Annotated in this window: 22 protein-coding genes; 9 read left to right on the top strand and 13 right to left on the bottom strand. The window is 70.4% G+C overall.

The annotated features are described in order from the left end of the window. Nucleotides 1–52 precede the first annotated feature (52 nt). Entirely contained in the window at nucleotides 53–880 is an 828-nt protein-coding gene (locus tag OG959_RS37370) for a VOC family protein (RefSeq protein ID WP_326665740.1), read from the top strand. Nucleotides 881–892: 12 nt separating this feature from the next. On the opposite strand, the gene OG959_RS37365 is transcribed toward OG959_RS37370, so the two are convergent. From OG959_RS37365 to OG959_RS37355, 3 genes are all read right to left on the bottom strand, one after another. Further along, entirely contained in the window at nucleotides 893–1,408 is a 516-nt protein-coding gene (locus OG959_RS37365) for a DUF6328 family protein (protein WP_326665738.1), read from the bottom strand. A 120-nt stretch (nucleotides 1,409–1,528) separates the two neighbouring features. Then, complete coding sequence (locus tag OG959_RS37360) at nucleotides 1,529–2,020, bottom strand: GNAT family N-acetyltransferase (protein WP_326665736.1); 492 nt, start codon at nucleotides 2,018–2,020, stop codon at nucleotides 1,529–1,531. Between the two features lie 48 nt (nucleotides 2,021–2,068). Beyond that, nucleotides 2,069–2,473 carry a J-domain-containing protein gene (locus OG959_RS37355; RefSeq protein WP_326665734.1) on the bottom strand — a complete coding sequence of 135 codons (405 nt, stop codon included), beginning with the start codon at nucleotides 2,471–2,473 and terminating at the stop codon, nucleotides 2,069–2,071. Nucleotides 2,474–2,700: 227 nt separating this feature from the next. Here OG959_RS37355 and OG959_RS37350 point away from each other — a divergent pair, with 227 nt between their 5' ends. Then, nucleotides 2,701–3,276, top strand: a complete 576-nt coding sequence (locus OG959_RS37350) for a hypothetical protein (protein WP_326665732.1) — start codon at nucleotides 2,701–2,703, stop codon at nucleotides 3,274–3,276. Next, nucleotides 3,273–3,809 (top strand): hypothetical protein, encoded by a 537-nt coding sequence (locus OG959_RS37345; protein WP_326665730.1) that lies wholly within the window; start codon nucleotides 3,273–3,275, stop codon nucleotides 3,807–3,809. The genes OG959_RS37350 and OG959_RS37345 overlap by 4 nt, the downstream gene beginning before the upstream one ends. A gap of 134 nt (nucleotides 3,810–3,943) precedes the next feature. Here OG959_RS37345 and OG959_RS37340 read toward each other — a convergent pair whose 3' ends face one another. From OG959_RS37340 to OG959_RS37330, 3 genes are all read right to left on the bottom strand, one after another. Then, nucleotides 3,944–4,744, bottom strand: a complete 801-nt coding sequence (locus tag OG959_RS37340) for a tyrosine-protein phosphatase (protein ID WP_326665729.1) — start codon at nucleotides 4,742–4,744, stop codon at nucleotides 3,944–3,946. A 397-nt stretch (nucleotides 4,745–5,141) separates the two neighbouring features. After that, on the bottom strand, nucleotides 5,142–5,480 hold the full coding sequence (locus OG959_RS37335) for an SHOCT domain-containing protein (protein WP_326665728.1): 339 nt from the start codon (nucleotides 5,478–5,480) through the stop codon (nucleotides 5,142–5,144). A 59-nt stretch (nucleotides 5,481–5,539) separates the two neighbouring features. Then, on the bottom strand, nucleotides 5,540–5,968 hold the full coding sequence (locus tag OG959_RS37330) for a DUF6325 family protein (RefSeq protein WP_326665726.1): 429 nt from the start codon (nucleotides 5,966–5,968) through the stop codon (nucleotides 5,540–5,542). Nucleotides 5,969–6,249: 281 nt separating this feature from the next. Between OG959_RS37330 and mutA the strand changes: the two genes are divergently transcribed. The 3 genes from mutA to meaB are packed head-to-tail and all read left to right on the top strand — an operon-like array spanning nucleotide 6,250 to nucleotide 11,336. Continuing rightward, on the top strand, nucleotides 6,250–8,109 hold the full coding sequence (gene mutA, locus OG959_RS37325; protein WP_326665724.1) for a methylmalonyl-CoA mutase small subunit: 1,860 nt from the start codon (nucleotides 6,250–6,252) through the stop codon (nucleotides 8,107–8,109). Beyond that, nucleotides 8,109–10,310: a methylmalonyl-CoA mutase gene (gene scpA / locus OG959_RS37320; protein WP_326665723.1), complete on the top strand. Its 2,202-nt coding sequence runs from the start codon at nucleotides 8,109–8,111 to the stop codon at nucleotides 10,308–10,310. The genes mutA and scpA overlap by 1 nt, the downstream gene beginning before the upstream one ends. Before the next feature lie 12 nt (nucleotides 10,311–10,322). Next, nucleotides 10,323–11,336, top strand: coding sequence for a methylmalonyl Co-A mutase-associated GTPase MeaB (meaB, locus tag OG959_RS37315; RefSeq protein WP_326665722.1), 1,014 nt, complete (start codon nucleotides 10,323–10,325; stop codon nucleotides 11,334–11,336). Nucleotides 11,337–11,339: 3 nt separating this feature from the next. On the opposite strand, the gene OG959_RS37310 is transcribed toward meaB, so the two are convergent. Beyond that, nucleotides 11,340–12,221, bottom strand: a complete 882-nt coding sequence (locus OG959_RS37310; RefSeq protein ID WP_326665721.1) for a GNAT family N-acetyltransferase — start codon at nucleotides 12,219–12,221, stop codon at nucleotides 11,340–11,342. Between the two features lie 347 nt (nucleotides 12,222–12,568). On the opposite strand from OG959_RS37310, the gene rho reads away from it, so the two are divergent. After that, nucleotides 12,569–13,738 (top strand): transcription termination factor Rho, encoded by a 1,170-nt coding sequence (rho, locus tag OG959_RS37305; protein ID WP_442805709.1) that lies wholly within the window; start codon nucleotides 12,569–12,571, stop codon nucleotides 13,736–13,738. A 17-nt stretch (nucleotides 13,739–13,755) separates the two neighbouring features. Here the strand turns inward: rho and OG959_RS37300 are convergent, their stop codons facing one another. The 4 genes from OG959_RS37300 to OG959_RS37285 all read right to left on the bottom strand — a co-directional run bounded on the left by OG959_RS37300 (nucleotide 13,756) and on the right by OG959_RS37285 (nucleotide 19,915). Further along, nucleotides 13,756–15,120 (bottom strand): NAD(P)/FAD-dependent oxidoreductase, encoded by a 1,365-nt coding sequence (locus OG959_RS37300; protein ID WP_326665719.1) that lies wholly within the window; start codon nucleotides 15,118–15,120, stop codon nucleotides 13,756–13,758. A 131-nt stretch (nucleotides 15,121–15,251) separates the two neighbouring features. Further along, nucleotides 15,252–15,596 (bottom strand): hypothetical protein, encoded by a 345-nt coding sequence (locus tag OG959_RS37295; protein WP_326665718.1) that lies wholly within the window; start codon nucleotides 15,594–15,596, stop codon nucleotides 15,252–15,254. Nucleotides 15,597–15,625: 29 nt separating this feature from the next. Beyond that, entirely contained in the window at nucleotides 15,626–17,356 is a 1,731-nt protein-coding gene (gene ctaD, locus OG959_RS37290) for an aa3-type cytochrome oxidase subunit I (RefSeq protein ID WP_326665717.1), read from the bottom strand. Nucleotides 17,357–17,692: 336 nt separating this feature from the next. Next, complete coding sequence (locus tag OG959_RS37285; RefSeq protein ID WP_326665716.1) at nucleotides 17,693–19,915, bottom strand: NADP-dependent isocitrate dehydrogenase; 2,223 nt, start codon at nucleotides 19,913–19,915, stop codon at nucleotides 17,693–17,695. 128 nt (nucleotides 19,916–20,043) lie between these two features. On the opposite strand from OG959_RS37285, the gene OG959_RS37280 reads away from it, so the two are divergent. Beyond that, nucleotides 20,044–20,553, top strand: a complete 510-nt coding sequence (locus OG959_RS37280) for a tetratricopeptide repeat protein (protein ID WP_326665715.1) — start codon at nucleotides 20,044–20,046, stop codon at nucleotides 20,551–20,553. A gap of 9 nt (nucleotides 20,554–20,562) precedes the next feature. Here the strand turns inward: OG959_RS37280 and OG959_RS37275 are convergent, their stop codons facing one another. Both OG959_RS37275 and OG959_RS37270 read right to left on the bottom strand, forming a co-directional pair. Then, nucleotides 20,563–21,594 carry a glutathione S-transferase family protein gene (locus tag OG959_RS37275; protein ID WP_326665713.1) on the bottom strand — a complete coding sequence of 344 codons (1,032 nt, stop codon included), beginning with the start codon at nucleotides 21,592–21,594 and terminating at the stop codon, nucleotides 20,563–20,565. 22 nt (nucleotides 21,595–21,616) lie between these two features. Further along, on the bottom strand, nucleotides 21,617–23,122 hold the full coding sequence (locus tag OG959_RS37270; RefSeq protein ID WP_326665712.1) for an MFS transporter: 1,506 nt from the start codon (nucleotides 23,120–23,122) through the stop codon (nucleotides 21,617–21,619). A gap of 141 nt (nucleotides 23,123–23,263) precedes the next feature. On the opposite strand from OG959_RS37270, the gene OG959_RS37265 reads away from it, so the two are divergent. Beyond that, nucleotides 23,264–23,659: a TOBE domain-containing protein gene (locus OG959_RS37265; protein ID WP_326665710.1), complete on the top strand. Its 396-nt coding sequence runs from the start codon at nucleotides 23,264–23,266 to the stop codon at nucleotides 23,657–23,659. The last annotated feature ends 3 nt before the right edge of the window (nucleotides 23,660–23,662 follow it).

Here is a 23,662-nt window from a genome sequence, read left to right as displayed (position 1 = left end):
CTCAGGGCCACCGGCACACATCTGCCGCACCCCCCATGAAGGCAGTAGGACCATGACCGGAAGTACCTCTGGTACGGCATCCGCGCCCGCACCGCTGACCGGGCCGGCGGCGCCCTGCTGGGTCAATCTGATGACCCTGAACCTGGAATCCGCCCAGGAGTTCTACGGCCCGGTGATGGGCTGGACGTTCCGGCCGGGCAAACTCGGCCAGGAGTTCTCGGTCGCCCGCCGCGGTGACGTACCCGTCGCCGGGATCGGCGCCGTGGCGACCACCTTCCACGTCGCGGTGGCGTGGACGCCCTACTTCGCCGTCCAGGACGCCGATGTCACCGCTTCCCGGATCAGGGAGCGCAGCGGAACCGTGGCGGTCGGCCCGCTGACGCTGGGCAAGGGGCGCGGCGCACTGGCGGCCGACCGGGACGGTGCGGGCTTCGGCATCTGGGAGCGGACCGCGCCCGCCACGTCGCCGCCCGCCCCGGACGGACACGCGCACGCCTGGCTGCGGCTGCGCACGCGCAACGCGTTCGACGCCGCGATCTTCTACGGCGAGGTCCTGGACTGGGCAAGCGGACGGCCAGGCTCCTGCGAAGTGGCGTACGCGAAGGACGAGGTGGTCGTCCAGTGCGGCGGGCGCCAGCTGGCCCGGATCAGCTCGGGCGCGCTCGAGGCCGCGCCGGACCCGCTGGTCCGCCCGCACTGGCAGGTCAATTTCCCGGTGGACGACGTCACCGTCGCTGTCGCGTCGGCCCAGAAGCACGGCGGTTCACTGGTCGAGGAGCTGTCCCGGCCGGAAGGACGCGAGGCGACACTCATCGATCCGGACGGCGGGCTCTTCACCCTCACGGACGTGCACCACGCCGAGGACGCCGGCGCGCCGTGACTCCGTGCGCCGTCACCGCTCTCCCCGGCGGCCGTGGGACCGGGTCAGCGCCCAGGCGGGGAAGACGAACCAGCAGATGAGGAACCACAGTGCCATCCCGCCCACAAGCCAGAGGGCGAGAGCGTTGTGCAGCGCCACACGCAGGATCAGCAGGAGCGCCGAACACATCGTGCAGAACAGCAGGACCAGTCCGATCACGGTCAGGCGGGACGCCCAGGTGACCGTCTGCGGCTTCATCCGCCGCCCCGTGAGCAGCCGGTGGTACGACACGGGCCCGATGAGCGCGCCCGCCGTGGCGGAGCCGAACATCACCGTGACCACGTAGATCGTGCGGTCGGTGTCGGAGAGATCCGTGAAGCGCGGCTGGAAGACAACGGCGAGCAGGAAGCCGAAGAGAATCTGTACGCCGGTCTGGGCGACGCGCAGTTCCTGGAGCAGATCGGTCCACCGGCGGTCGGCCCGTTCCTCCTCCGTCTCCCGGCGCCCCCACCCGCGGTCCTGTCCCTGCTCCTCCTCGGGTGGGCTCACCGTGGACCTCCGTCCGCCTACGCGCAGTGCCTGTACGTGTCGTGCCCCTTTTTCCACACGGTAGACCTCCGGCAACCGGGCCGCCCGCCGCGTCGCGGGACGCCGGATCCCCGGCCGATCTCAGCCGACCGGCAGCACGAGTACGGGACGGTCCCACATCACCGCGGGCGGTGCGGCCCGCACGATTCCGGTCCGGTGGGCGCCCACGCTCGCGTAGAAGCCCTCGGCCGGCGGATGCGAGACGACGCGCACCTCGGTGACTCCGGCCGCGTGCGCTTCGTCCCTCAGGTGCCCGATGAGCAGGCGCCCGATCCCGGCGCCCTGCGCGTCGTCGGCGACGAACATGAGGTCGAGCTCGGGCGGGTCGAGGATCAGGGAGTAGAAGCCGAGCAGCCGGCCGGTGGTCTCCCCCACGGCCGCGAAGACCCTGTGCGTCTCGACGTAGTCGTGACCCACCCGGTAGCCGGCGACCATGGGTGCGTACGGGCCCTCGTAAGCGCGAGAGGTGCGAACGAGCCGGGTCAGGCGCTTCGTGTCCCGCGCACCGGCCCGTCTGATCCCGACGTCTTCGCCCAGCGCCTGGCGCGCTCGCGCCGTAATGCCTGATCTCATGCTCCGAGTATTACGCACCCGAGAGGGAGCAGGACGCCACCAGAGGCTTCAGGAGGAACGGCGCGCCGTGCGCCACTCCTCGACGACAGCCTCGACATCGAACGGCTCAAGTTTCAGGAGTGGCCCGGGCGGCGGCCTCCTGACGGCCTCGGCGATCTTCTCGTTCACCTCGCCCAGCATCCGCCGCACCTGGGCCTCGGTCCGCGTCCGGGGCACGGCGGCGAGGGTTTCCTCCGCCTCCTTGCGCAGGGCCAGCGCCGGCGGCAGCACGGACATCCCCTCGCGCTCCATCTTCGCCTTGATCCACCATGCCTCGTCGTACGGGCGGTCGAGTCCTTCGAGGGGCTTGCCGAATCCCGGCAACTGCGAGAAGTCACCACGCTGTTCGGATTCCCGAATCTGCTTGTCGACCCATGACTCGAAGCTGACGCCCGCAGGTTTGCGCTCGGTCACCGTGATGCCCCTCTCGGAGATGCCTGTGGTGTGCGGCCCCTTCACGATACCCACGCCGCCCGGTGGCGGCCGGACCCGGCCGGGCGGGCAGACAACGGGCCTTGCAACGCGGACGGCGGGGTACACGAGCAGCACGCCCGTCCGGACGACGACGGGACACGACCGAAAGGGATGGTGAGAGTGATGCACAGCCACACGCGAACCTGGACCCGGCGGAAGTGGTGACCATGACGACCGTAGTGATCATCGTCGCGGTGGCCCTGGTGGCGGTCTGCGCAGGTGCGTTCCTGTACACACGACAGGCAGGCGGCCAGGGAATGCGGCGGCGTTTCGGGCCCGAGTACGACCGGGCCGTCGCCCGCCACGACGGCGACACGAAGGCCGCCGAACGCGAGCTGCACGAGCGGTTGAAGCGGCACCGCTCCCTGCACGAGCGCCCCCTGACGTCCGAGGCACGCGCCCAGTACTCGGACCGCTGGACGCGGATCGAGGGCGGCTTCGTCGACGCACCGCAGCAAGCCGTGGCAGAGGCGGACATCCTGCTGGCCGAACTGGCCCGGGACCTCGGCTTCCCCGACGGCAGCGACTTCGGGGAGCAGAGCGCCGCGCTCTCCGTTCACCACGCCGAACACGTCAACGGCTATCGCCGGGTGCACGCCGCCCGGCAGGGCGACGGCGGCACGGAGGACTTGCGGGAGGCGCTGCTGGAGGCCCGCGGCCTGTTCGACGTCCTCGTATCGAACGGAACGGACCGGCCTGTTCGTCGGCACCCGCACCATGCGGAAGGAAGTGGCAAGGCATGACACACGACACCGGAAACATCCCGCCCGTCCCCAGCGACGTTCCCGAGGCGGCGAAGAAGCCCCGGTCCACCGCTCCCGACGGTGGCGCGGACCGCGGCACCCGGGAGACCCGCGCAGCGAGCGCCGGAGCGACGGGCACCGCGGGAAAGGCGCAGCCGGACAATGCCCCGGACGCGAGGCCGCGGACGAAGGCCCCTGCCGCGGCGCCCCTGAACGGGGACGGCATGGCGGATGCCGGCGACGCAAGTGAGTCCCACGCGCTCCGGCCCCTCTTCCCGGAGGGCGACCACGACAAGCTCGCCCTGCGGATCCAGCACGCGGTGAGCGAGTTCGTCGAGAGCCCCCGCCGCGCGGTCGAGGAAGCCGAGAGCACGTTCGACTCCGTCGTCGAGGGCCTCAAGGACGCGCTCGAAGAGCATCGGCGCACGCTCGGAACCGTCGGACGGGACGGTGATTCCGGAATGCGGACCGAGGAACTGCGCGTCACGCTGCAGCACTACCGGGACCTCACCGAGCGGCTGCTGAACGTGTGAGACGTCCGGTCGCCCCACGGGCCTGCGGGGCCGCCCCCTTCCCGCGGGGCGGCCCCGCGTCCCGACCCGGACGTGACTCCGCCCCCGGCGCCATCGCCGGGGGCGGAGTCACGCGGTGCAGTGCGGCCGGCGGGTCAGCCGGCGGGCACCACCAGGTCGTCGCGCAGCCGCCGCAGCGCGGCCTCCGGGATGCGCAGTCCGTCGCGCGCGTACCCGTCGATCCCTCCCCAGCGCTCGTCCATGGCGTCCAGCGCCGTGTCGAGGTAGCGGGGCCTGACCTCGATGATCGCGGAGGCGATCTCCGGGTCACCGCCCGCGTCGAGATAGCTCTGTACGGACGGCCGGAAGGCGACCCGCATCACCGGGTTCACGGAGAGGAACTCCTCCCGGACGACATCGCGGGAGGCACCGAGAAGAAGCAGCAGCAGGGCCGCCCCCCAGCCCGCCCGGTCCTTGCCCGTCGTGCAGTGGAAGAGCACCGGGCGCGCGGCGTCGTCGGCCGCCGTCTCGAGGAAGGCCCGATAGGCGGCCGCCGCACGCGGCGAGAGCACCACCTGCCGGTAGGTCTCGGCGAACATCTCCTCGGCCTTGCCGCCCCCGAGCAGCCGCTCGGTCTCGACCGGATCGGCGAGCAGGGCACGGAGCCTGGCCGGCGCCACGCCCGGATCGTCTCCGAGCACGTCGGCGACGAACAGCCGGGCGCCGGGCGGCAGACGGTCGGGCGCCGAGGCCCGCTCGTCCGCGGTCCGCAGGTCGACGACCGTACGGATGCCGAGCACGGCCACCGTCGCGTCGTGTACCGGATCGTGCCCGCTGAGCTGACCCGAGCGCAGCACCACGCCGGGCCGCACCTGCCGGCCGGGCCCGAGAGCGATGCCACCCAGATCCCGCAGGTTGAGAACAGAGGCTGCCGGGACGGCCCTGGCGGTTTGCACGATGAGATTCCTCTTTTCCCGACACGTATCCGAATTGATTTCGGCCTGGCCGGATCAAAAGTCGCATGATGTCGGGAAATCGACAAAGTAAAACGCCGGTGATCATCGATCGAGCGCGCCGGCAGACCGAGGGGGGTGCCAGGTGGGGTGCACAGTGCGTCCGACCTGGGGCGCGGCGCTGACGCGCCGCCCAGAACCCGTCGCCGCGCCACCGGGCGTTGATGCAGCACGAACCGGCTCGTTCTGCGGCGGGGAGTCCGTGGGAAGGCCCCGGGAAGGTCGGAGAGGGGCACACGGAGGCCACAGGACGGGCGCGGCGAACGAAGACGACGGGAGGGAATCGCGTTCTCGCCCGCCGGGCCCGGCGGGAGGGCCGGCCACCACGGCCCGGCGGGTCTCACTCCGCCAGAAGTCTTGCCTTCTGGGCCTCGAACTCGGCATCGGTCAGGATGCCTTGCTTCTTCAGCTCCGCCAGTCGCTCCAGTTGGCCGATGAGATCGTCGGCGGGCGCCTGGGCGGCCTGCTGCTGAGCGGCCTGCTGCTGGGCCGCCTGCTGCTGGGCCGCCTGCATCTGCATCTGCTGACGCATCTGCTCCTCGGCCATCTGCTCGGAGTCGTCCTCGGCGAACCTCGCCTGCTGGCGCCGCTGGACGCGGCCGCTGACCGCCGAGGCGGTTCCCGCGACGACGGCCGTGCGCGCCGCCGCGCCGAGCAGACCGGGCCCGCGACGGTTCATTCCAGGTCCTCGAAAGATCGGCATGTCGTACGCCTTTCCGGTGCGGTTGCGGTGCGTTCTCAGCGTGCGGACGCGGCGGCCGCCACTGCGGCCTCCGCCACCTCTGCGGGAATCCGCTCATGGGCGACGAGTTGCCCGCCCGACGCGCGGACCGCCTCGGTGAGGGGCAGGGCCCAGAGGTCCTCCCACACGATCAGCGCCGCGGAACTGCCCGGCGGCACGCTCTCGCCCAGGGTCCGGATGTCGTCGCTGTTCAGCATGCCGCCGACCTCACCCTCGACCGGCTCGAAGGAGACCAGGTCGTCCGGGTCGAGGTCATCCAGTTCGATGATCTCGATCGCACCGTCCTCGGCCCGGTGCACGAAGGTCAGGTCGATGATGCGCACCGCCTTGGACGCCACCGCTTCCGCCAGTGCCGGCGCGATGGCACCGGTGAAACGGCTGCCGGGAAAGGCGACGACGAGGTACTCCACAGGTCCCACAGCCACGGGCGTGTCCTCTCCGGAAGGATGAATTGCCAGCAGCATAACTTCGGACATTTATCGCCGCACTGTGGCAAATCATCACCGGCCGGAGGGTGCGCAGCGACAACGGCTGCCGGCAACCGGCGTCCGCCAGGATCTTCCGGGCTGCGAGGGAGTCCGCCATTCGACGAAAACGGCCGCCGCACTACGCGACCGTACGTAAAGGATCAAATGCGTTCGGAGAGAGGGCAAGGTCACAGGCCGAGCCTCTGCTGCCTGTCCGGGACCTGCCCTAGCATCTGGGCATGACGGTCCAGCCTGCTGACGGGCTTTCGTTGGCCGCCGAATTCCCTGATCCCGCCCACGAGCAGTGGCAGAGCCTTGTCGAAGGTGTGCTGCGCAAGTCGGGCAAGGACGTTTCGGGTTCGGCCGCCGAGGAAGCACTGTCCACCACGGTGGAGGACGGGCTCATCACGCGCCCCCTCTACACCTCGCGCGACGACGCGCCCGATGTCGGTCTCCCGGGCTTCGCCCCCTTCACCCGCGGCAGCACACCGCAGGGAAGTACGGCGGGCGGCTGGGGCGTACGGCAGCGGCACGCGTCGACGGATCCCGTACGGCTCAACGAGTCCGTGCTCGGGGACCTGGAGAACGGCGCCACCTCGTTGTGGCTGACCGTCGGGGGCGCCGGCGGTGTGCCGGTCTCCGGTCTGGCGCGGGCGCTGGAGGGCGTCCACCTCGATCTGGCACCGCTCGTACTCGACGCCGGGGACGAACTCGACGCCACAGCAACCGAGTTGTTCCGGCTCCATCAGGAGCGCGGGCTCCCGGCTGACGCGGTGCGCGGCAACCTCGGAGCCGACCCGCTCGGGCGCGCCGCCCGCACCGGCGACGAGGCGGACCTGACGTCCGCCGTGCGCTGGGCGAAGCACTGCGCGGCCGGGTATCCCGGGCTGCGGGCGCTGACCGTGGACGGGCTGCCGTACCACGAGGCGGGGGGCTCGTCGGCGCAGGAGCTGGGCAGTTCGCTGGCCACGGGCGTCGCCTATCTGCGCGCGCTGACCGACGCGGGACTCGGGGTGGACGAGGCCTGCGCCCAGCTGGAGTTCCGGTATGCGGCCACCGCCGACCAGTTCCTGACGATCGCCAAGCTGCGGGCCGCGCGCCGGCTGTGGGCGCGGGTCGCCGAGGTCTGCGGGGCGCCGGAGGCCGGGGCGCAGCGCCAGCACGCGGTGACATCGCCGGTGATGATGACGCGGCGCGATCCGTGGGTGAACATGCTGCGGACCACGCTGGCCTGTCTGGGCGCAGGCGTCGGCGGCGCCGACGCCGTGACCGTGCTGCCCTTCGACCACGCGCTGGGCCTCCCGGACGCGTTCGCCCGGCGCATCGCCCGCAACACGTCGACGATCCTGCTGGAGGAGTCCCATCTGGCCCGGGTCATCGACCCGGCGGGCGGCTCCTGGTACGTGGAACGCCTGACGGACGAACTCGCCGACGCCGCCTGGGCCTTCTTCCAGGAGATCGAGCGGGCCGGCGGTCAGGCCGCGGCGCTCGGCTCGGGCATGCTCGCGGACCGGATCGCGGCCACCTGGGCCGCGCGCAGCAAGGACCTGGCGCGGCGCAAGGAACCGATCACCGGCGTGAGCGAGTTCCCGCAGCTCGCGGAACGCACGGTGGAGCGCGAGCCGGTGCCGCCGGCCGCGACCGGGGGTGGCGGCCTCCCGGTGGTCCGCCGCGACGAGGCCTTCGAGGCACTGCGCGCCCGTTCGGACGCCCATCTGGCGGCGACCGGTACCCGGCCCCGGGTCTTCCTCGCCGCGCTCGGCCCCGCCTCGGCACACACCACGCGCGCCTCGTTCGCCGCGAACCTGTTCCAGGCGGGCGGCATCGAACCCGTCCACGAGCCGGTCCGGGTGGACGCCTCGTCGGCCGCGGCGGCCCTCGCCGCAGCGGGAACGGACGTCGTGTGTCTGTGTTCCAGTGACGCGCTCTACGCCGAGCAGGCCGGTGAGATCACCGAGGCGCTCGTCGCTGCCGGTGCGCAGCGGGTGTACCTGGCGGGACGGCCCGGCGCGTACCCGGGCGTCGACGAGTACGTCTTCGCCGGATGTGACGTGGTGGCCGTGCTCTCTTCCGTTCTCGACCGTATGGGTGTGGCGTAATGCGGATCCCCGATTTCTCCGACATCGAGCTCGGGCCGGGCGGCGGCGCCGAGGTGACCGAGGACCAGTGGCGTGCCGCGGTCAAGGAGTCCTCCGGGACCTCCGACGGCGACCTGTTGTGGGAGACCCCGGAGGGCATCGCCGTCAAGCCGCTGTACACCGGGCAGGACCTGGAGGGCATCGACTTCCTGGGTACGTATCCGGGGGTGGCGCCGTATCTGCGGGGCCCGTACCCGACGATGTACGTGAACCAGCCCTGGACGATCCGGCAGTACGCGGGTTTCTCCACGGCCGAGGAGTCCAATGCCTTCTACCGCCGTAACCTGGCGGCCGGGCAGAAGGGTCTCTCGGTCGCCTTCGACCTGCCGACCCACCGCGGCTACGACAGCGACCACCCGAGGGTGACCGGTGACGTCGGCATGGCCGGTGTCGCGATCGACTCGATCTACGACATGCGTCAGCTGTTCGACGGCATCCCGCTGGACAGGATGTCGGTGTCGATGACGATGAACGGCGCGGTGCTGCCCGTACTCGCCCTGTACATCGTGGCCGCCGAGGAGCAGGGCGTCGCGCCCGAGAAGCTGGCCGGGACCATTCAGAACGACATTCTGAAGGAGTTCATGGTCCGCAACACCTACATCTATCCGCCGAAGCCCTCGATGCGGATCATCTCCGACATCTTCTCGTTCACGTCGCAGAAGATGCCGCGCTACAACTCGATCTCCATCTCCGGCTACCACATCCAGGAGGCCGGGGCCACGGCCGACCTGGAGCTGGCCTACACCCTGGCGGACGGGGTGGAGTACCTGCGGGCCGGACGCGACGCGGGTCTCGATGTCGACGCGTTCGCGCCGCGGCTGTCCTTCTTCTGGGCGATCGGCATGAACTTCTTCATGGAGGTCGCGAAGCTCCGGGCGGCCCGCCTGCTGTGGGCCAAGCTCGTGAAGGAGTTCGAGCCCAAGAACGCCAAGTCCCTGTCCCTGCGCACCCATTCGCAGACGTCGGGATGGTCGCTGACCGCGCAGGACGTGTTCAACAACGTCACCCGCACCTGCGTGGAGGCGATGGCCGCGACCCAGGGCCACACCCAGTCCCTGCACACCAACGCCCTGGACGAAGCCCTCGCCCTGCCGACCGACTTCTCGGCCCGCATCGCCCGCAACACCCAGCTCCTGCTCCAGCAGGAGTCCGGCACGGGCCGGGTCATCGACCCGTGGGGCGGCAGCGCGTACGTGGAGAAGCTGACGTACGACCTGGCGCGGCGGGCCTGGCAGCACATCGAGGAGGTCGAGGCGGCGGGCGGCATGGCCAAGGCCATCGACGCCGGCATCCCCAAACTCCGCATCGAGGAGGCGGCGGCCCGTACCCAGGCCCGCATCGACTCCGGACGCCAACCGGTCATCGGCGTCAACAAGTACCGCGTGGAGACCGACGAGAAGATCGACGTCCTCAAGGTCGACAACTCCTCCGTCCGCACCCAGCAGCTGGAGAAACTGCGCCGGCTGCGCGAGGAGCGCGACGAGCAGGCCTGCCAGGACGCCCTGCACGCCCTCACGGAGGCGGCCGGCCGCGACCCGGGCCCCGGGCTGGAAGGCAACCTGCTGGCCCTGGCGGTCGACGCCGCACGCGCGATGGCGACCGTGGGCGAGATCTCCGACGCCCTGGAGAAGGTCTACGGCCGGCACGCGGGCCAGATCCGTACGATCTCCGGTGTGTACCGCAACGAGGCAGGGGAGTCGCCGTCCGTGGACCGCACCCGGGCACTGGTCGACGCGTTCGAGGAGGCCGAGGGACGCCGTCCGCGCATCCTGGTCGCCAAGATGGGCCAGGACGGCCACGACCGCGGCCAGAAGGTCATCGCGACCGCCTTCGCCGACCTGGGCTTCGACGTGGACGTCGGCCCGCTGTTCCAGACGCCGGGCGAGGTCGCCCGGCAGGCGGTCGAGGCGGACGTGCACATCGTGGGCGTCTCCTCCCTCGCCGCCGGCCACCTCACCCTCGTCCCCGCGCTGCGTGAGGAGCTCGCGGCCGAGGGCCGCGAGGACATCATGATCGTGGTGGGCGGGGTCATCCCGCCGCAGGACATCGAGGCCCTGCACGAGGCGGGCGCCGCTGCCGTGTTCCCGCCCGGGACGGTGATCCCGGACGCGGCCCACGACCTGGTGACGCGACTCGGCGCCTCACTCGGCCACGAGCTGTGAGCCGCTGAACCGATGGCTCCGAAGATCGATCTCGACAGTTATGTGAAGGGGGTACTCGACGGGAAGCGGGCGCACATCGCGCGCGCCATCACCCTCGTCGAGTCCACCCGCCCCGACCACCGGGCGCTGGCCCAGCAGTTGCTGCGCGAGTTGCTGCCGCATTCGGGCAACGCCCGGCGCATCGGCATCAGCGGGGTGCCCGGCGTCGGCAAGTCCACGTTCATCGACGCCCTCGGCACGATGCTCACCGGGCTCGGGCACCGGGTCGCGGTACTCGCCGTGGACCCGTCCTCCAGCCGCACCGGCGGCTCCATCCTCGGCGACAAGACCCGGATGGAGCGGCTCGCGGTGGACCCCGCGGCGTTCGTCCGCCCCTCCCCCACCGCCGGCACGCTCGGCGGAGTGGCGAAGGCGACCCGCGAGTCCATCGTGGTGATGGAGGCGGCGGGTTACGACGTCGTGCTCGTGGAGACGGTCGGCGTCGGTCAGTCGGAGACCGCCGTCGCCAACATGGTCGACACGTTCCTGCTGTTGACGCTCGCCCGCACCGGTGACCAGCTCCAGGGCATCAAGAAGGGTGTGCTGGAGCTGGCGGACGCCATCGCGGTGAACAAGGCCGACGGTCCGCACGAGCGTGATGCCCGCTCCGCGGCGCGTGAACTGGCGGGTGCGCTACGGCTGATGCACCCGGTGGACGCGGCGTGGACTCCGCCGGTGCTGACCTGCAGCGCCCGGGAGTCCAGCGGTCTGGACACCCTGTGGGAGCGGCTGGAGCAGCACCGGACGCTGCTCGAATCGACGGGCCGCCTCGCCGCCAAGCGGAGTGAGCAGCAGGTCGACTGGACCTGGACGATGGTGCGGGACGAACTCCTGGAGAGCCTGCGCAGCCATCCCGGGGTGCGGGCACGCGCGCCGGAACTCGAACTGCGCGTACGGGAGGGCTCGTTGCCTGCGACCCTGGCCGCCGAACAGATCCTGGAGGTGTTCCGGGGACCGGGTCCGGCGACCGGGCGCGAAACCCGCTAGGCCCTAGAGGTCGAGCTGGTACTCGAACGAACGGTGCGTCGGCTCGTATCCGAACGCGTCGTTGATGCGCCGCATGTACGTGTTGCTGTCGGCCGTGTCCGCGAGCAGGCCGCCCAGGTCCGGATGGCGCTCACGGGCCCCGAGGATGGCCGCGGCCTTCATCCACCGGGCGAGGCCGTGTCCCCGGTGCTCGGGCAGGACGCCCGTCCCGTAGTGCTGCCCGTCGCCCTGTCCGTCACCCGGCACCACGAGTTCCGTGAAGCCCGCGATCGAGCCGTCGCCCTCGTCGACGGCGGCCACCGTGTGAATGTGGTCGCCGCGGTCCGTGACGGCCCGCGCGACGGCCCTGACCCGGTCGACGTCCCAGGCCACGGTGCCGTAGTCGGTGTCGTCCATGGGCATGTCGTCCATCGCGCGGCGCGACGCGGCGAACGTGTGTGCCAGCGGTTCCGGGACGATGCCGTCCCAGGATTCCAGCCGGTAGCCCGGACGCGGTTCCCGGATGATGGCGGTCAGGGCCGCGGTGTCCGCCTTCCCCAGCGCCAGCCGGGCGTAGGTGAGGGCGAGGACCCTGCGCACCCCTCTGGCCCGCAGGAACAGGTCTCCCGGGGTACCGGCCTCGGTCTGCGCGACGACGGAACGCCGGCCGTGCTCCCGGGCTCCCCGGACCGCCGCGTCGAGCAGTTGGGAGCCGGTGCCCTTGCGGCGTTCCGCCGGATGCACATGGAGTTCCAGTTCGGCGAGATGGTCCTGACCCTCCCGGGTGAAGACCCGGAGGAAGGCCGATCCGACGGGCGCTCCCTCTTCGTCGGACGCCAGCCACACCAGGCGGTAGCCGCCCGCGTCGCGGTCGGGATCGGTCAGGGCGGTGAGGTGTATCGGCAAGGTGACTCCGCAGTCGGGAGGGGAGGAAGGGCCCGGAGTACCAAACCACCCCCCGCTCCCCTGCCGCAACGGGTTACGGCCCCGGATGAACACGTCGGCCGCATCACATCGGCCTCCGGAGCCCTGCGGCCGTGCTACATTGCAATCGGTACATGTGTACGCCTCTCTTTCAGGCTCCGGTACCGATTCACCTTCACCCGCTGATGCGCCCGTCCTTTCCGACCGGCGATCCAGCTTCATCGCATTGCTTCTCCAGTCCGGTACGGACTCTTTCCCGCCGGTCTTCCCTGCCCGTCGTCCGGGGCGTGATTTCTCCGCCCCTGTCTCTTCCGGGCCCCTTCATTCGCATGTCCGCGAAAGGACCACCCCGCATGACCACCACACTCGAAAACCCCGTATCCACCACCCGGCCCGCGGCCACCACGGCCGCCGCCGGCATCCTCGACCTCACGCAACAGGGGCACGGCTCCCTGCGCTCCCCCGGCGGCCACCCGGCCCCCGGCGACATACAGGTGCCCTCGGCCCTCGTCCGCCGGTACGGCCTGCGCAAGGGCGACGCCGTCGAGGGTCTCCGCGAGCGGCGCGGCGCCCTGAGCACCGTCACACGCGTCAACGGGCTCGCCCCGCAGGCGCTGCGCGGCCGCCCCGACTTCCGGGACCTCACCCCGCTCCACCCCCGGCAGCGTCTGCACCTGGAAACACCGTCCGGGGGTCCCTCGACGCGCATCGTCGATCTGGTCGCCCCGATCGGCAAGGGACAGCGCGGGCTCATCGTCGCGCCGCCCAGGACCGGCAAGACGGTCCTCCTCCAGCAGATCGCGGCCGCCGTCGCCGAGAACCATCCCGAGTCCCATCTGATGGTGGTGCTCCTCGACGAACGCCCCGAGGAGGTCACCGACATGCGCCGCTCGGTTCGCGGCGAGGTCTACGCCTCCACCTTCGACCGGCCGGCCAAGGAACACATCGCCCTCGCGGACCTCGCCCTCGAACGCGCCAAGCGGCTCGTGGAGCAGGGCCGTGACGTCGTCATCCTGCTGGACTCACTCACCCGGCTCTGCCGGGCCCACAACAACGCCGCGGGCAACGGCGGACGCACCCTCAGCGGTGGTGTGGACGCCGCCGCGCTGACCGGCCCCAAGCGGCTCTTCGGTGCCGCGCGCCTCACCGAGGAGGCCGGCTCGCTCACCATTCTGGCCACGGCACTCGTCGAGACCGGCTCCCGGGCGGACGAGTACTTCTTCGAGGAGCTGAAGGGCACCGGCAACATGGAGCTGCGGCTCGACCGCTCACTGGCCGAGAAGCGGATCCACCCGGCGGTGAACATCGCCGCCTCCGGCACTCGCCGCGACGAACTCCTCGTCCCGGCAGATGAGTTGGCCGCTGTGCGAGGACTGCGCCGGGCCCTGCACTCCCGGGACGCCCAGACTGCCCTGGAGACACTGCTGGACCGGATCCGGAACACCGGGGACAACGCCGCGTTCCTGCGCCTGATCCGCACCACGGTGCCGTCGGCCTGACGCGCCCCGGCCCCGGCTCACTTCAGCCGGGCGTTCAGCGAGGCGGTGTGCTCGCGGACCTGCTCCGGGCTGAGATAGCTGTCCGTGTACTCGAAGTCCCGCAGGGTCGCGGGCTTGCGGGACTGGAATCCCGTACGGACGAAGTCGTCGCCCGCCGCCGCGTTGATCAGCCAGTTGGCCATGACGCGGGCCTTGGCCACATTGGTCCGCAGCGCCGACCAGTGGTAGCCGCGGGCCACCGCCTGGGCCGTCATCCCGTGCATCTCGATGCCGAGCGGCTTGGACACGGCGTCCTTGCCGCCGAGGTCCACGACGAGTCCGAGGTCCTTGTGGACGTACGGGCGCATGGGCTGGTGCCGGAGGGTCGCGAGCAGGTTGTCGGCGAGCCTGCGGCCCTGACGCATCGCGTGCTGGGCGGTGGGCGGGCAGACCGCGCCGTCGCCCTTGACGAGGTCCGGCACGGCCGCCACGTCCCCGAGGGCGAACATGCCGTCGTAGCCGGGCAGGTTCATCTCGGGGGTCACCGCAAGCCTCCCGCGCACCGTCTCCGCGTCGAAGGTGGTGACGAGCGGGCTCGCGGTGACACCGGCCGTCCAGATCAGCGTGCGGCAGGGCAGTACCCGGCCGTCGGTGAAGGTCACCTTGTCGGCGCCCGCCTCGGCGATCGAGACGCCCAAGGACACCTCGATGCCGCGTTCCCGCAGCACCTTCAGCGCACTCTCGCCCAGCTTGTCGCCCAGTTCGGGCATCAGCTTCGGGGCGATGTCGATCAGATGCCACTTGATCAGCTTCGGGTCGAGCCGTGGATAGTGCTTCACCGCGCTGGTGGTGAGGCGCTGGAGGCAGGCCGCCGTCTCGGTGCCCGCGTATCCGCCGCCGACCACCACGAACTGCAGCCGGGAAGCCCGCTCCTCCTCGTCGCTGCTGGCGTCCGCGAGGTCGAGTTGGGCGATCACGTGGTCACGTACGTACGCCGCCTCGGCCAGCGTCTTCATGCCGCGGGCGTTGTCGAGCAGGCCGGGGATGTCGAAGGTGCGGGTGACGCTGCCCGGACTGAGCACGATGTAGTCGTACGGCTCGTAGACGATCTCGTCGGTGATCTTGCGGATGACGCAGACCTTCGCCTTGGGGTCCACTCCGATGGCCCCGCCGGGAATGATGCGGGTGCGGTGCCGGCTGCTCCGTCGCAGTGACACCGCGACCGACTGCGGGGTGAGGACGCCGGAGGCGACCTGCGGCAACAGGGGCAGATAGAGCTGGTACGAGAACGGCGCGACGAGCACGATGTCCGCTTCGCCCGGGCGGAGCCCGCGCTCCAGACGGCGTACGCACTCCACCCCGGCGAATCCGGCTCCGACAACGAGAATCCTGGGTCGTGCCACAGTGTTCGTCCCTTCTCGGGGTCTGCACGGTCGTCCGTTCGCCTGCCCCGTCACACGCGTCCGTCACCTCTCATCTTTACGAGACGGGCGCGAGTCCGCCTGCTGAGCGGGCAGAACGGACGACTCCGGGGTCATCTGGCCAGGTACGTCCAGGCGGTGCAGGCGCCTCCCGCCGTGCTCGCGACCACCGCGGCGGCGACGCAGCGCGCCCTGAGCCTGCGATAGCGCTCGCTGTACTCGCCGCGCAGCTCGGCGGCGCGGACCGAGACGCGCACGAGCATCGCCCGCGAGGCTGCGGCCCGGTCCGCCGTGTAGACCCGTTCCACGTCCTCGCGCTGGGCCGTCGTCAGCCACGGAAGTTCGTCCGTGAAGCGACGGGCGCGCCGGCGGGCCTCCTCGACCTCGGCGTTCCACAGCAGATAGCCCTCCATCTGGGCCAGTCCGCGGGCGGTGTCCTTGTCACGGTCGGGACCCATGCGCTTCTCCTCTCCGCCGGCCGTCCTGCTCACGCCTGGTTGTCCCCGGGTGCCACCGTCGCGGAGCGGTCATGACGGTTGGCGGCTTCGTCGAGCTCACGCACGGACGGGTGGTGCAGGTCGAACGCCGGGGATTCGGAACGGATCCGGGGCAGCGTGACGAAGTTGTGCCGCGGCGGCGGGCAGGACGTCGCCCACTCCAGCGAACGGCCGTAGCCCCACGGGTCGTCGACCTCGATCTTCTTGCCGTACTTGGCGGTCTTCCACACGTTGTAGAGGAACGGCAGCATCGACAGGCCGAGCAGGAACGAGGAGATCGTCGAGATCGTGTTGAGCGCGGTGAAGCCGTCACTGGCGAGGTAGTCGGCGTAACGACGGGGCATGCCCTCGGCACCGAGCCAGTGCTGGACAAGGAACGTGCCGTGGAACCCGACGAACAGGGTCCAGAAGGTGATCTTGCCGAGCCGCTCGTCCAGCATCTTGCCGGTGAACTTCGGCCACCAGAAGTGGAATCCGGCGAACATCGCGAACACCACGGTGCCGAAGACGACGTAGTGGAAGTGCGCGACCACGAAGTACGAGTCCGAGACGTGGAAGTCCATCGGCGGCGAGGCCAGGATGACACCGGTCAGACCGCCGAAGAGGAAGGTGACGAGGAAGCCGATGGACCAGAGCATCGGTGTCTCGAAGGACAGCGAGCCCTTCCACATCGTGCCGATCCAGTTGAAGAACTTCACCCCGGTGGGCACCGCGATGAGGAACGTCATGAAGGAGAAGAACGGCAGGAGCACGCCTCCGGTGACGTACATGTGGTGCGCCCACACGGTCACGGAGAGGCCGGCGATGGAGATCGTCGCGGCCACGAGGCCGATGTAGCCGAAGATCGGTTTCCGGCTGAAGACGGGGATGATCTCAGTGACGATCCCGAAGAACGGGAGCGCGATGATGTACACCTCCGGGTGGCCGAAGAACCAGAAGAGGTGCTGCCAGAGCAGCGCGCCGCCGTTGGTCGCGTCGAAGACGTGGGCGCCGAACTTCCGGTCCGCCTCCAGCGCCAGGAGCGCGGCGGCGAGTACGGGGAAGGCCAGCAGGACCAGCACACCGGTCAGCAGGACGTTCCAGACGAAGATCGGCATACGGAACATCGTCATGCCGGGCGCGCGCATGCAGATGATCGTGGTGATGAAGTTGACCGAGCCGAGGATCGTGCCGAAGCCGGAGAAGGCCAGCCCCATGATCCACATGTCGCCGCCGATCCCGGGCGAGCGGACGGCGTCCGTCAGCGGGGAGTAGGCGAACCAGCCGAAGTCGGCCGCGCCGTTCGGGGTGAGGAAGCCGGCCACCACGATGAGGGAGCCGAAGAGGTAGAGCCAGTACGCGAACATGTTCAGCCGCGGGAACGCCACGTCGGGCGCGCCGATCTGCAGCGGCATGATCCAGTTGGTGAATCCGGCGAACAGCGGCGTCGCGAACATCAGCAGCATGATCGTGCCGTGGATGGTGAACGCCTGGTTGAACTGCTCGTTCGACACGAGCTGGGTGCCCGGACGAGCCAGCTCGGCGCGCATGACGAGCGCGAGCAGGCCGCCGACGATGAAGAACGCGAACGAGGTGACCAGGTACAGCGAGCCGATCGTCTTGTGGTCCGTGGTGGTCAGCCACTTGATGACGACGTTTCCCGGCTCCTTGCCGTGCACCGGAAGCTCGTTGGCGTACGACTCCTCTTCTTCCGTCGGCTCTGCTGTGCCCGTCGTCGTCACAGGGACGCTCCTTCGGTTGTCATCCGCGGGTGGACCGCGCACCCGGCGTGGCGCCGCTCCGGCGGGTCGGCCGAACGGCCCTTCCCGCGCGTCGCGCGCGTTTCCGGTTGCAGCAAACCAGCCACGGGCCTTCCGAGGGCTGCCCGGCGCCCGCAACGGCAGCACTTTCACTCGTCAGGGCGTCCCCCGGTCCACCGCCGGCCGGGCCGCGCGCGGACGTCGCCGAAAACAGCTCCGCCCCGGCTCGACGGAAGGTCGGCCGGGGCGGAGCATCAGTCACCGGGCGTACGGACGGGGGCGAAGGTGCGGGCCCGCCGGTCCTGCGCCCGAGTCACATCAGACGAGGCTCGCGATCGCCTGGTTGAACGTGGCCGACGGGCGCATGACGGCTGCGGCCTTGGCCGGGTCGGGCTGGTAGTAGCCGCCGATGTCGGCCGGCTTGCCCTGGACCGCGATCAGCTCACCGACGATGGTCTGCTCCTGCTCGGCCAGGGTCTTGGCGAGCGGGGCGAACGCCGTCGCGAGGTCAGCGTCGGTGGTCTGCTTCGCCAGCTCCTGGGCCCAGTACAGGGCGAGGTAGAAGTGGCTGCCGCGGTTGTCGATGCCACCGAGCTTGCGGCTGGGCGACTTGTCCTCGTTCAGGAACGTGGCGGTCGCGCGGTCCAGCGTGTCGGCCAGGACCTGGGCGCGCGCGTTGTCCGTGGTCTGCGCGAGGTGCTCGAAGCTGACCGCGAGGGCGAGGAACTCGCCCAGGCTGTCCCAGCGGAGGTAGTCCTCCTTGACGAGCTGCTGGACGTGCTTGGGCGCGGAGCCGCCTGCGCCCGTCTCGAACAGACCGCCACCGTTCATCAGCGGCACGACGGAGAGCATCTTCGCGCTGGTGCCGAGTTCCAGGATCGGGAACAGGTCGGTGAGGTAGTCACGCAGCACGTTGCCGGTCACCGAGATGGTGTCCTCGCCGCGGCGGATGCGCTCCAGCGAGAAGGCGGTGGCCTTCTCGGGGGTCAGGATCTCGATCTGGAGACCGTCGGTGTCGTGGTCGGCCAGGTAGGTCTTGACCTTGGCGATGAGCTGCGCGTCGTGGGCGCGGTCCTCGTCGAGCCAGAACACGGCCGGGTTGCCGGTCGCGCGGGCGCGGGTGACGGCGAGCTTGACCCAGTCCTGGATCGGCAGGTCCTTGGTCTGGCACATCCGGAAGATGTCACCGGCGCCCACGGTCTGCTCCAGCACGGCGTTGCCGGCGGCGTCGACGACCCGCACGGTGCCCGTGGCTGGGATCTCGAAGGTCTTGTCGTGGCTGCCGTACTCCTCGGCCTTCTGCGCCATCAGACCGACGTTGGGCACCGAGCCCATGGTCGACGGGTCGAAGGCGCCGTGCGCGCGGCAGTCGTCGATCACGACCTGGTAGACACCGGCGTAGCTGCTGTCCGGCAGCACGGCGATGGTGTCGGCCTCGCCACCGTCCGGGCCCCACATGTGGCCGGAGGTGCGGATCATGGCCGGCATGGAGGCGTCGACGATGACGTCGCTGGGGACGTGCAGGTTGGTGATGCCCTTGTCGGAGTCGACCATGGCCAGGGCGGGGCCCTCGGCGAGCTCGGCCTCGAAGGACGCCTTGATCTCGGCGCCGACGTGGGCCACCGAGTCGAGACCCTTGAGGATCCCGCCGAGGCCGTCGTTCGGGCTGAGGCCGGCGGCGGCGAGGACGTCGCCGTACTTGGCGAAGGTGTTCGGGAAGAAGGCGCGGACCACGTGACCGAAGATGATCGGGTCGGAGACCTTCATCATCGTGGCCTTGAGGTGGACGGAGAAGAGCACGTCCTCGGACTTGGCCCGGGCGATCTGCGCGGTGAAGAACTCGCGCAGCGCCGCGACGCGCATGACGGCCGCGTCCACGACCTCGCCCGCGAGGACCGGTACGGACTCGCGCAGCACCGTGGTGGTGCCGTCGTCGCCCACGAGCTCGATGCGCAGCGTGCCGGGCTCGGCGATCACGGCGGACTTCTCGGTGGAACGGAAGTCGTCGACGCCCATGGTGGCGACGTTCGTCTTCGAGTCGGCCGTCCAGGCGCCCATGCGGTGCGGGTGGGTCTTGGCGTAGTTCTTGACCGACGCGGGGGCACGGCGGTCGGAGTTGCCCTCACGCAGGACGGGGTTGACCGCGCTGCCCTTGATCTTGTCGTAGCGGGCGCGGACGTCCTTGTCCTCGTCGCTCTTCGGGTCGTCCGGGTAGTCCGGAAGCGCGTAGCCCTGCCCCTGAAGCTCGGCGATCGCGGCCTTCAGCTGCGGGATCGAGGCCGAGACGTTCGGCAGCTTGATGATGTTCGCACCGGGAGTCGTGGCCAGCGCGCCGAGCTCGGCGAGAGCATCGTCGATGCGCTGGTTCTCCTGGAGGTGGTCGGGGAAACTGGCGATGATCCGGCCCGCCAGGGAGATGTCACGGCTCTCCACGGTGACCCCGGCCTTCGAGGCATAGGCCTCGACCACGGGCAGGAACGAATACGTCGCCAGGGCCGGGGCCTCGTCGGTGTGTGTATAGATGATGGTCGAGTCAGTCACCCTGTGCTCCGCTCCACGTCTGCAACATTGCTTGACATCAAGATATCTCGTGATCGCCGCCGACTCGACAGGGCCCTGGCCCCATACGGGTTTGCGGTGCTCCGCTCGGCCTGGCAACGTGCCGCAGCATGAGCACCGGCAGCGAGTACGAGACGACGGACCCGGCACTGGCACAGGCGGTGCGCCTGCGGGAGGAGAAGACTCCGCGGGCGCACGAGGAGCTCGTAAGCCTGGCGGCGCGCCATCCGCACGATGCCGCCCTCGCCTATCAGGCCGCCTGGTCGCACGATTCCCTCGGGCTCGAGGCGGAGGCCGTGCCGTTCTACGAGCGCGCGCTGACCGGAACCGGACTTGCGGCGCAGGACCGCCACGGGGCCTTCCTCGGACTCGGCAGCACGCTGCGGGTGCTGGGCCGCTACGAGGAGGCCCGCGAGGTGCTCTGCCGGGGCCTGGACGAGTTCGCTCAGGATGCCGCTCTGCGGACGTTTTTGGCCATGACGCTGTACAACCTGGGCGAGTCCCGCGAAGCCGTACGGACACTGCTCCTGGTGGCGGCCGCCACGAGCGAGGACCCTCAGGTCCAGGCATACCGTCCGGCGATCGAGCACTACGCCGACCGCCTGGACGAAACCGAGTAGGGCAGCCGCTCAGGGCCGGTGGCTCGGCGGCACCCGTTCGCCGGCCGGCACCGGACCGGGCGGGGTGCCGTCACCGAAAGGCCTGCCGCCGAGCTGCTCACGGTGGTGCGGCGTCAGGAATCCGGACAGGTCGGGCCCGGCGGGCACGATGCCGGTGGGGTTGATGCCGGTGTGGACCCGGTAGTAGTGCTGCTTGATGTGGTGGAAGTCCACGGTGTCCCCGAATCCGGGGGTCTGGTAGAGGTCCCGGAGGTAGGCCCACAGGACCGGATCCTCGGCCAGTTTCGAGCGGTTGCACTTGAAGTGACCGTGGTAGACGGCGTCGAAGCGCACCAGTGTGGTGAAGAGGCGGATGTCGGCCTCGGTGATCGTGTCGCCGACGAGGTAGCGCCGGTCCGCCAGCCGCTGCGACACCTGGTCCAGGCGGCGGAAGAGGGCCTCGTAGGCGCTCTCGTACGTCTCCTGGCCGTCGGCGAACCCGGCCCGGTAGACGCCGTTGTTGATGTCGCGGTAGATCCCTTCCATCACCTCGTCGATCTCGTCGCGCAACGGCTCCGGGTACAGGTCGGGTGCTCCGGGGCGGTGCAGGGCGGTCCACTCGGTGGCGAGGTCCAGGGTGATCTGCTGGTAGTCGTTGGTGACGAGCCTGCCGCTGGGGACGTCGACGACCGCGGGGACGCTGACACCGCCGGGGTATCCGCGCTCCCTCGCGTCGTACGCCTCGCTCAGATAGCGGATGCCGAGCACCGGGTCCCGGCCGTCCGGGTCCAGCGTGAAGCGCCAGCTGCGGTCGTCCTGCAGCGGGTCGGCGACGGCGAGCGAGAGGGCGCTCTCCAGGCCCAGCAGCCTGCGGGAGACCAGGGCACGACTCGCCCAGGGGCAGGCGCGGCTGACGACGAGGCGGTAGCGGTCCGCCTCGACGGGCCAGCCGTCGCGCCCGTCGGCGGTGATGCGGTCGGCGAAGTGGCTGCGGGACCGTTTGAAGGGCTTGTGCCCGTACGAACGGTTGCCGTCCCGTGCCGTGCCGTCGGGGTCGTTCATCGCGTCTCCTTCGTGGTCCCGCTCAGTGGTCCGCCGCTGAGGGTGCGGACTGCCGTGTACGGTTTCTTCCCCGCCGGGTCCCGCCCACATCGGCCAGCGCCACGACGAGTCCGGCGAGCACGAAGGCGACGGAGACGATGAGCCCGTGGTCGTAGGCGGTGGACCAGGCCGCGGAGCCCACCTGGGCGAAGAACACCGAGCCCACCGCGGCGATCCCGATCGCGGAGCCGACGCGCTGGCCGGTCTGCAGGGTGCCGCCGGCGCTTCCTGCCGTGGCGACCGGCACCTGCGACAGCGTCAGGGTCTGGTTGGGCGCGATGACCAGACCGCTGCCCAGTCCGGCCAGGAGCAGCGGGGCGGCCATCGCCCATCCCGCGCCTCTGCCGGGCACCAGGTGGACGGCGAGGGCGGTGGCGGCCAGTCCCACCGCGACGGTGGCCATGCCCACGACGACGAGGGGACGTCCGTACCGCCCGACGAGTCTGCCTCCCGGACTCGCGGCGACGGCGGACCCGAGGGCGAACGGGGTGATCGCCAGACCCGCCTGCAGGGCGGTGTAGTGCAGGCCGCTCTGGAGGTAGAGCGTGGTGATGAAGAAGATCGAGGTGAAGCCGGCGAAGTACAGCAGGATCAGCAGGCAGCCCAGCCAGTAGGAGCGGACGCGGAAGAGCCTGAGGTCGATGACCGGCTGGGTGCCGCGGCGCCCGCACCGGGACTCCCAGCCGACGAACGCGGCGAGCAGAACGGCGGCGACCACCAGGAGCAGCCACTTCCCGTTGCCCGGCCACTGATGGGCCTGGACGAACGGCAGCAGCAGAGCCAGCACCCCCGCGCCCAGCAACAGGATCCCCAGGGGGTCGAGGTCCCGCAGCCGTACCGGGCCCGCGGAGGGCGTGTCCGGCAGGAGCTTCCGCGCCAGCAGGAGGCAGACGAAGCCCAGCGGCAGGTTGACGTAGAACACCCAGCGCCAGCCCTCCTCGGCCCCGGCCGCCTGGATGAGCAGGCCACCCAGCAGCGGCCCGACGGCGGTGGAGATGCCGACCACGGTGCCGAACATGCCGAAGGCCCTCCCGCGTTCCCGTCCGGAGAACATCTGCTGGATGAGCGCGGAGATCTGCGGCGACAGGAGACCGCCCGCCAGCCCCTGGACCAGTCGGGCGATCACCAGCCAGGTGCTGGACTGGGCGGCTCCGCAGGCCGCGGACGACAGGGTGAAGAGCACCAGCCCCGCCATGAAGACCTCGCGCCGCCCACGGGCGTCCCCCAGCCGCCCGGCGGGAATCAGGAAGAGGCCGAAGGCGAGCGCGTACCCCGAGAGCACCCACTGCAGATCGGACTCGGGGGTGTGCAGGCCTTCCCGGATGGAGGGCAGGGCCACATTGACGATGGACACGTCCAGAAGGGTCATGAAGCCCGCGACCAGGCAGACCGCGAGCGCCCGCCACCGCCGGGGGTCGGGGGTGTCCGAACCGGCGGCGGAGCCCGCATCCCGGCCCGCAGAACCCCGGTGCCCCGCACTCTCTGCCATGGCTCGCACCCTAGGGCGCACGCGCCGATTCCTCACCCCGGCAGAGCCACCCGGCCCACTGGCGAGTCCGGGTTTGCATCAGCCAAGACTTACGCACATAATACTTGCATTTGCGACTTCATATGCTCTAAGGTGCCGCATATGCAGACCTATACCATCGGACAGGCCGCCCGACTGCTGGGCGTCAGCCCGGACACCGCGCGGCGCTGGGCGGATGCCGGCCGCGTCGCCACCCATCGCGAGGAGGGCGGCCGTCGCCTCATCGACGGCCGCGACCTGGCCGCGTTCTCCGTGGAGGTCGCACAGAACGGCACGGGCGAGGAGGAGGTCTCGTACACCTCCGCACGCAACGCCTTCCCGGGCATCGTCACCGCGGTCAAGCTCGGGGACGTGGCGGCGCAGGTGGAGATCCAGGCCGGTCCGCACCGGCTCGTGTCGCTGCTGACCCGGGAAGCCGTCGAGGAACTCGGGCTGGAGGTCGGCATGACGGCGACCGCCCGCGTGAAGTCGACCAGCGTGCACATCGACCGCGCCTGAGCC

Origin of the sequence: Streptomyces sp. NBC_00385 (assembly GCF_035917155.1) — a bacterium.
Classification (GTDB): Bacteria; Actinomycetota; Actinomycetes; order Streptomycetales; family Streptomycetaceae; genus Streptomyces; species Streptomyces poriferorum.
This window is presented reverse-complemented; position numbering and strand designations above follow the sequence as displayed.

What these genes read in the sequence shown, in the direction of transcription:
- OG959_RS37370 (WP_326665740.1), top strand. Translation starts at nt 53, where the DNA reads ATGACCGGAAGTACCTCTGGTACGGCATCCGCGCCCGCACCGCTGACC.
- OG959_RS37360 (WP_326665736.1), bottom strand. Translation starts at nt 2,020, where the DNA reads ATGAGATCAGGCATTACGGCGCGAGCGCGCCAGGCGCTGGGCGAAGAC.
- OG959_RS37350 (WP_326665732.1), top strand. Translation starts at nt 2,701, where the DNA reads ATGACGACCGTAGTGATCATCGTCGCGGTGGCCCTGGTGGCGGTCTGC.
- OG959_RS37345 (WP_326665730.1), top strand. Translation starts at nt 3,273, where the DNA reads ATGACACACGACACCGGAAACATCCCGCCCGTCCCCAGCGACGTTCCC.
- OG959_RS37335 (WP_326665728.1), bottom strand. Translation starts at nt 5,480, where the DNA reads ATGAACCGTCGCGGGCCCGGTCTGCTCGGCGCGGCGGCGCGCACGGCC.
- mutA (WP_326665724.1), top strand. Translation starts at nt 6,250, where the DNA reads ATGACGGTCCAGCCTGCTGACGGGCTTTCGTTGGCCGCCGAATTCCCT.
- scpA (WP_326665723.1), top strand. Translation starts at nt 8,109, where the DNA reads ATGCGGATCCCCGATTTCTCCGACATCGAGCTCGGGCCGGGCGGCGGC.
- meaB (WP_326665722.1), top strand. Translation starts at nt 10,323, where the DNA reads ATGGCTCCGAAGATCGATCTCGACAGTTATGTGAAGGGGGTACTCGAC.
- rho (WP_442805709.1), top strand. Translation starts at nt 12,569, where the DNA reads ATGTCCGCGAAAGGACCACCCCGCATGACCACCACACTCGAAAACCCC.
- OG959_RS37295 (WP_326665718.1), bottom strand. Translation starts at nt 15,596, where the DNA reads ATGGGTCCCGACCGTGACAAGGACACCGCCCGCGGACTGGCCCAGATG.
- OG959_RS37280 (WP_326665715.1), top strand. Translation starts at nt 20,044, where the DNA reads ATGAGCACCGGCAGCGAGTACGAGACGACGGACCCGGCACTGGCACAG.
- OG959_RS37275 (WP_326665713.1), bottom strand. Translation starts at nt 21,594, where the DNA reads ATGAACGACCCCGACGGCACGGCACGGGACGGCAACCGTTCGTACGGG.
- OG959_RS37270 (WP_326665712.1), bottom strand. Translation starts at nt 23,122, where the DNA reads ATGGCAGAGAGTGCGGGGCACCGGGGTTCTGCGGGCCGGGATGCGGGC.
- OG959_RS37265 (WP_326665710.1), top strand. Translation starts at nt 23,264, where the DNA reads ATGCAGACCTATACCATCGGACAGGCCGCCCGACTGCTGGGCGTCAGC.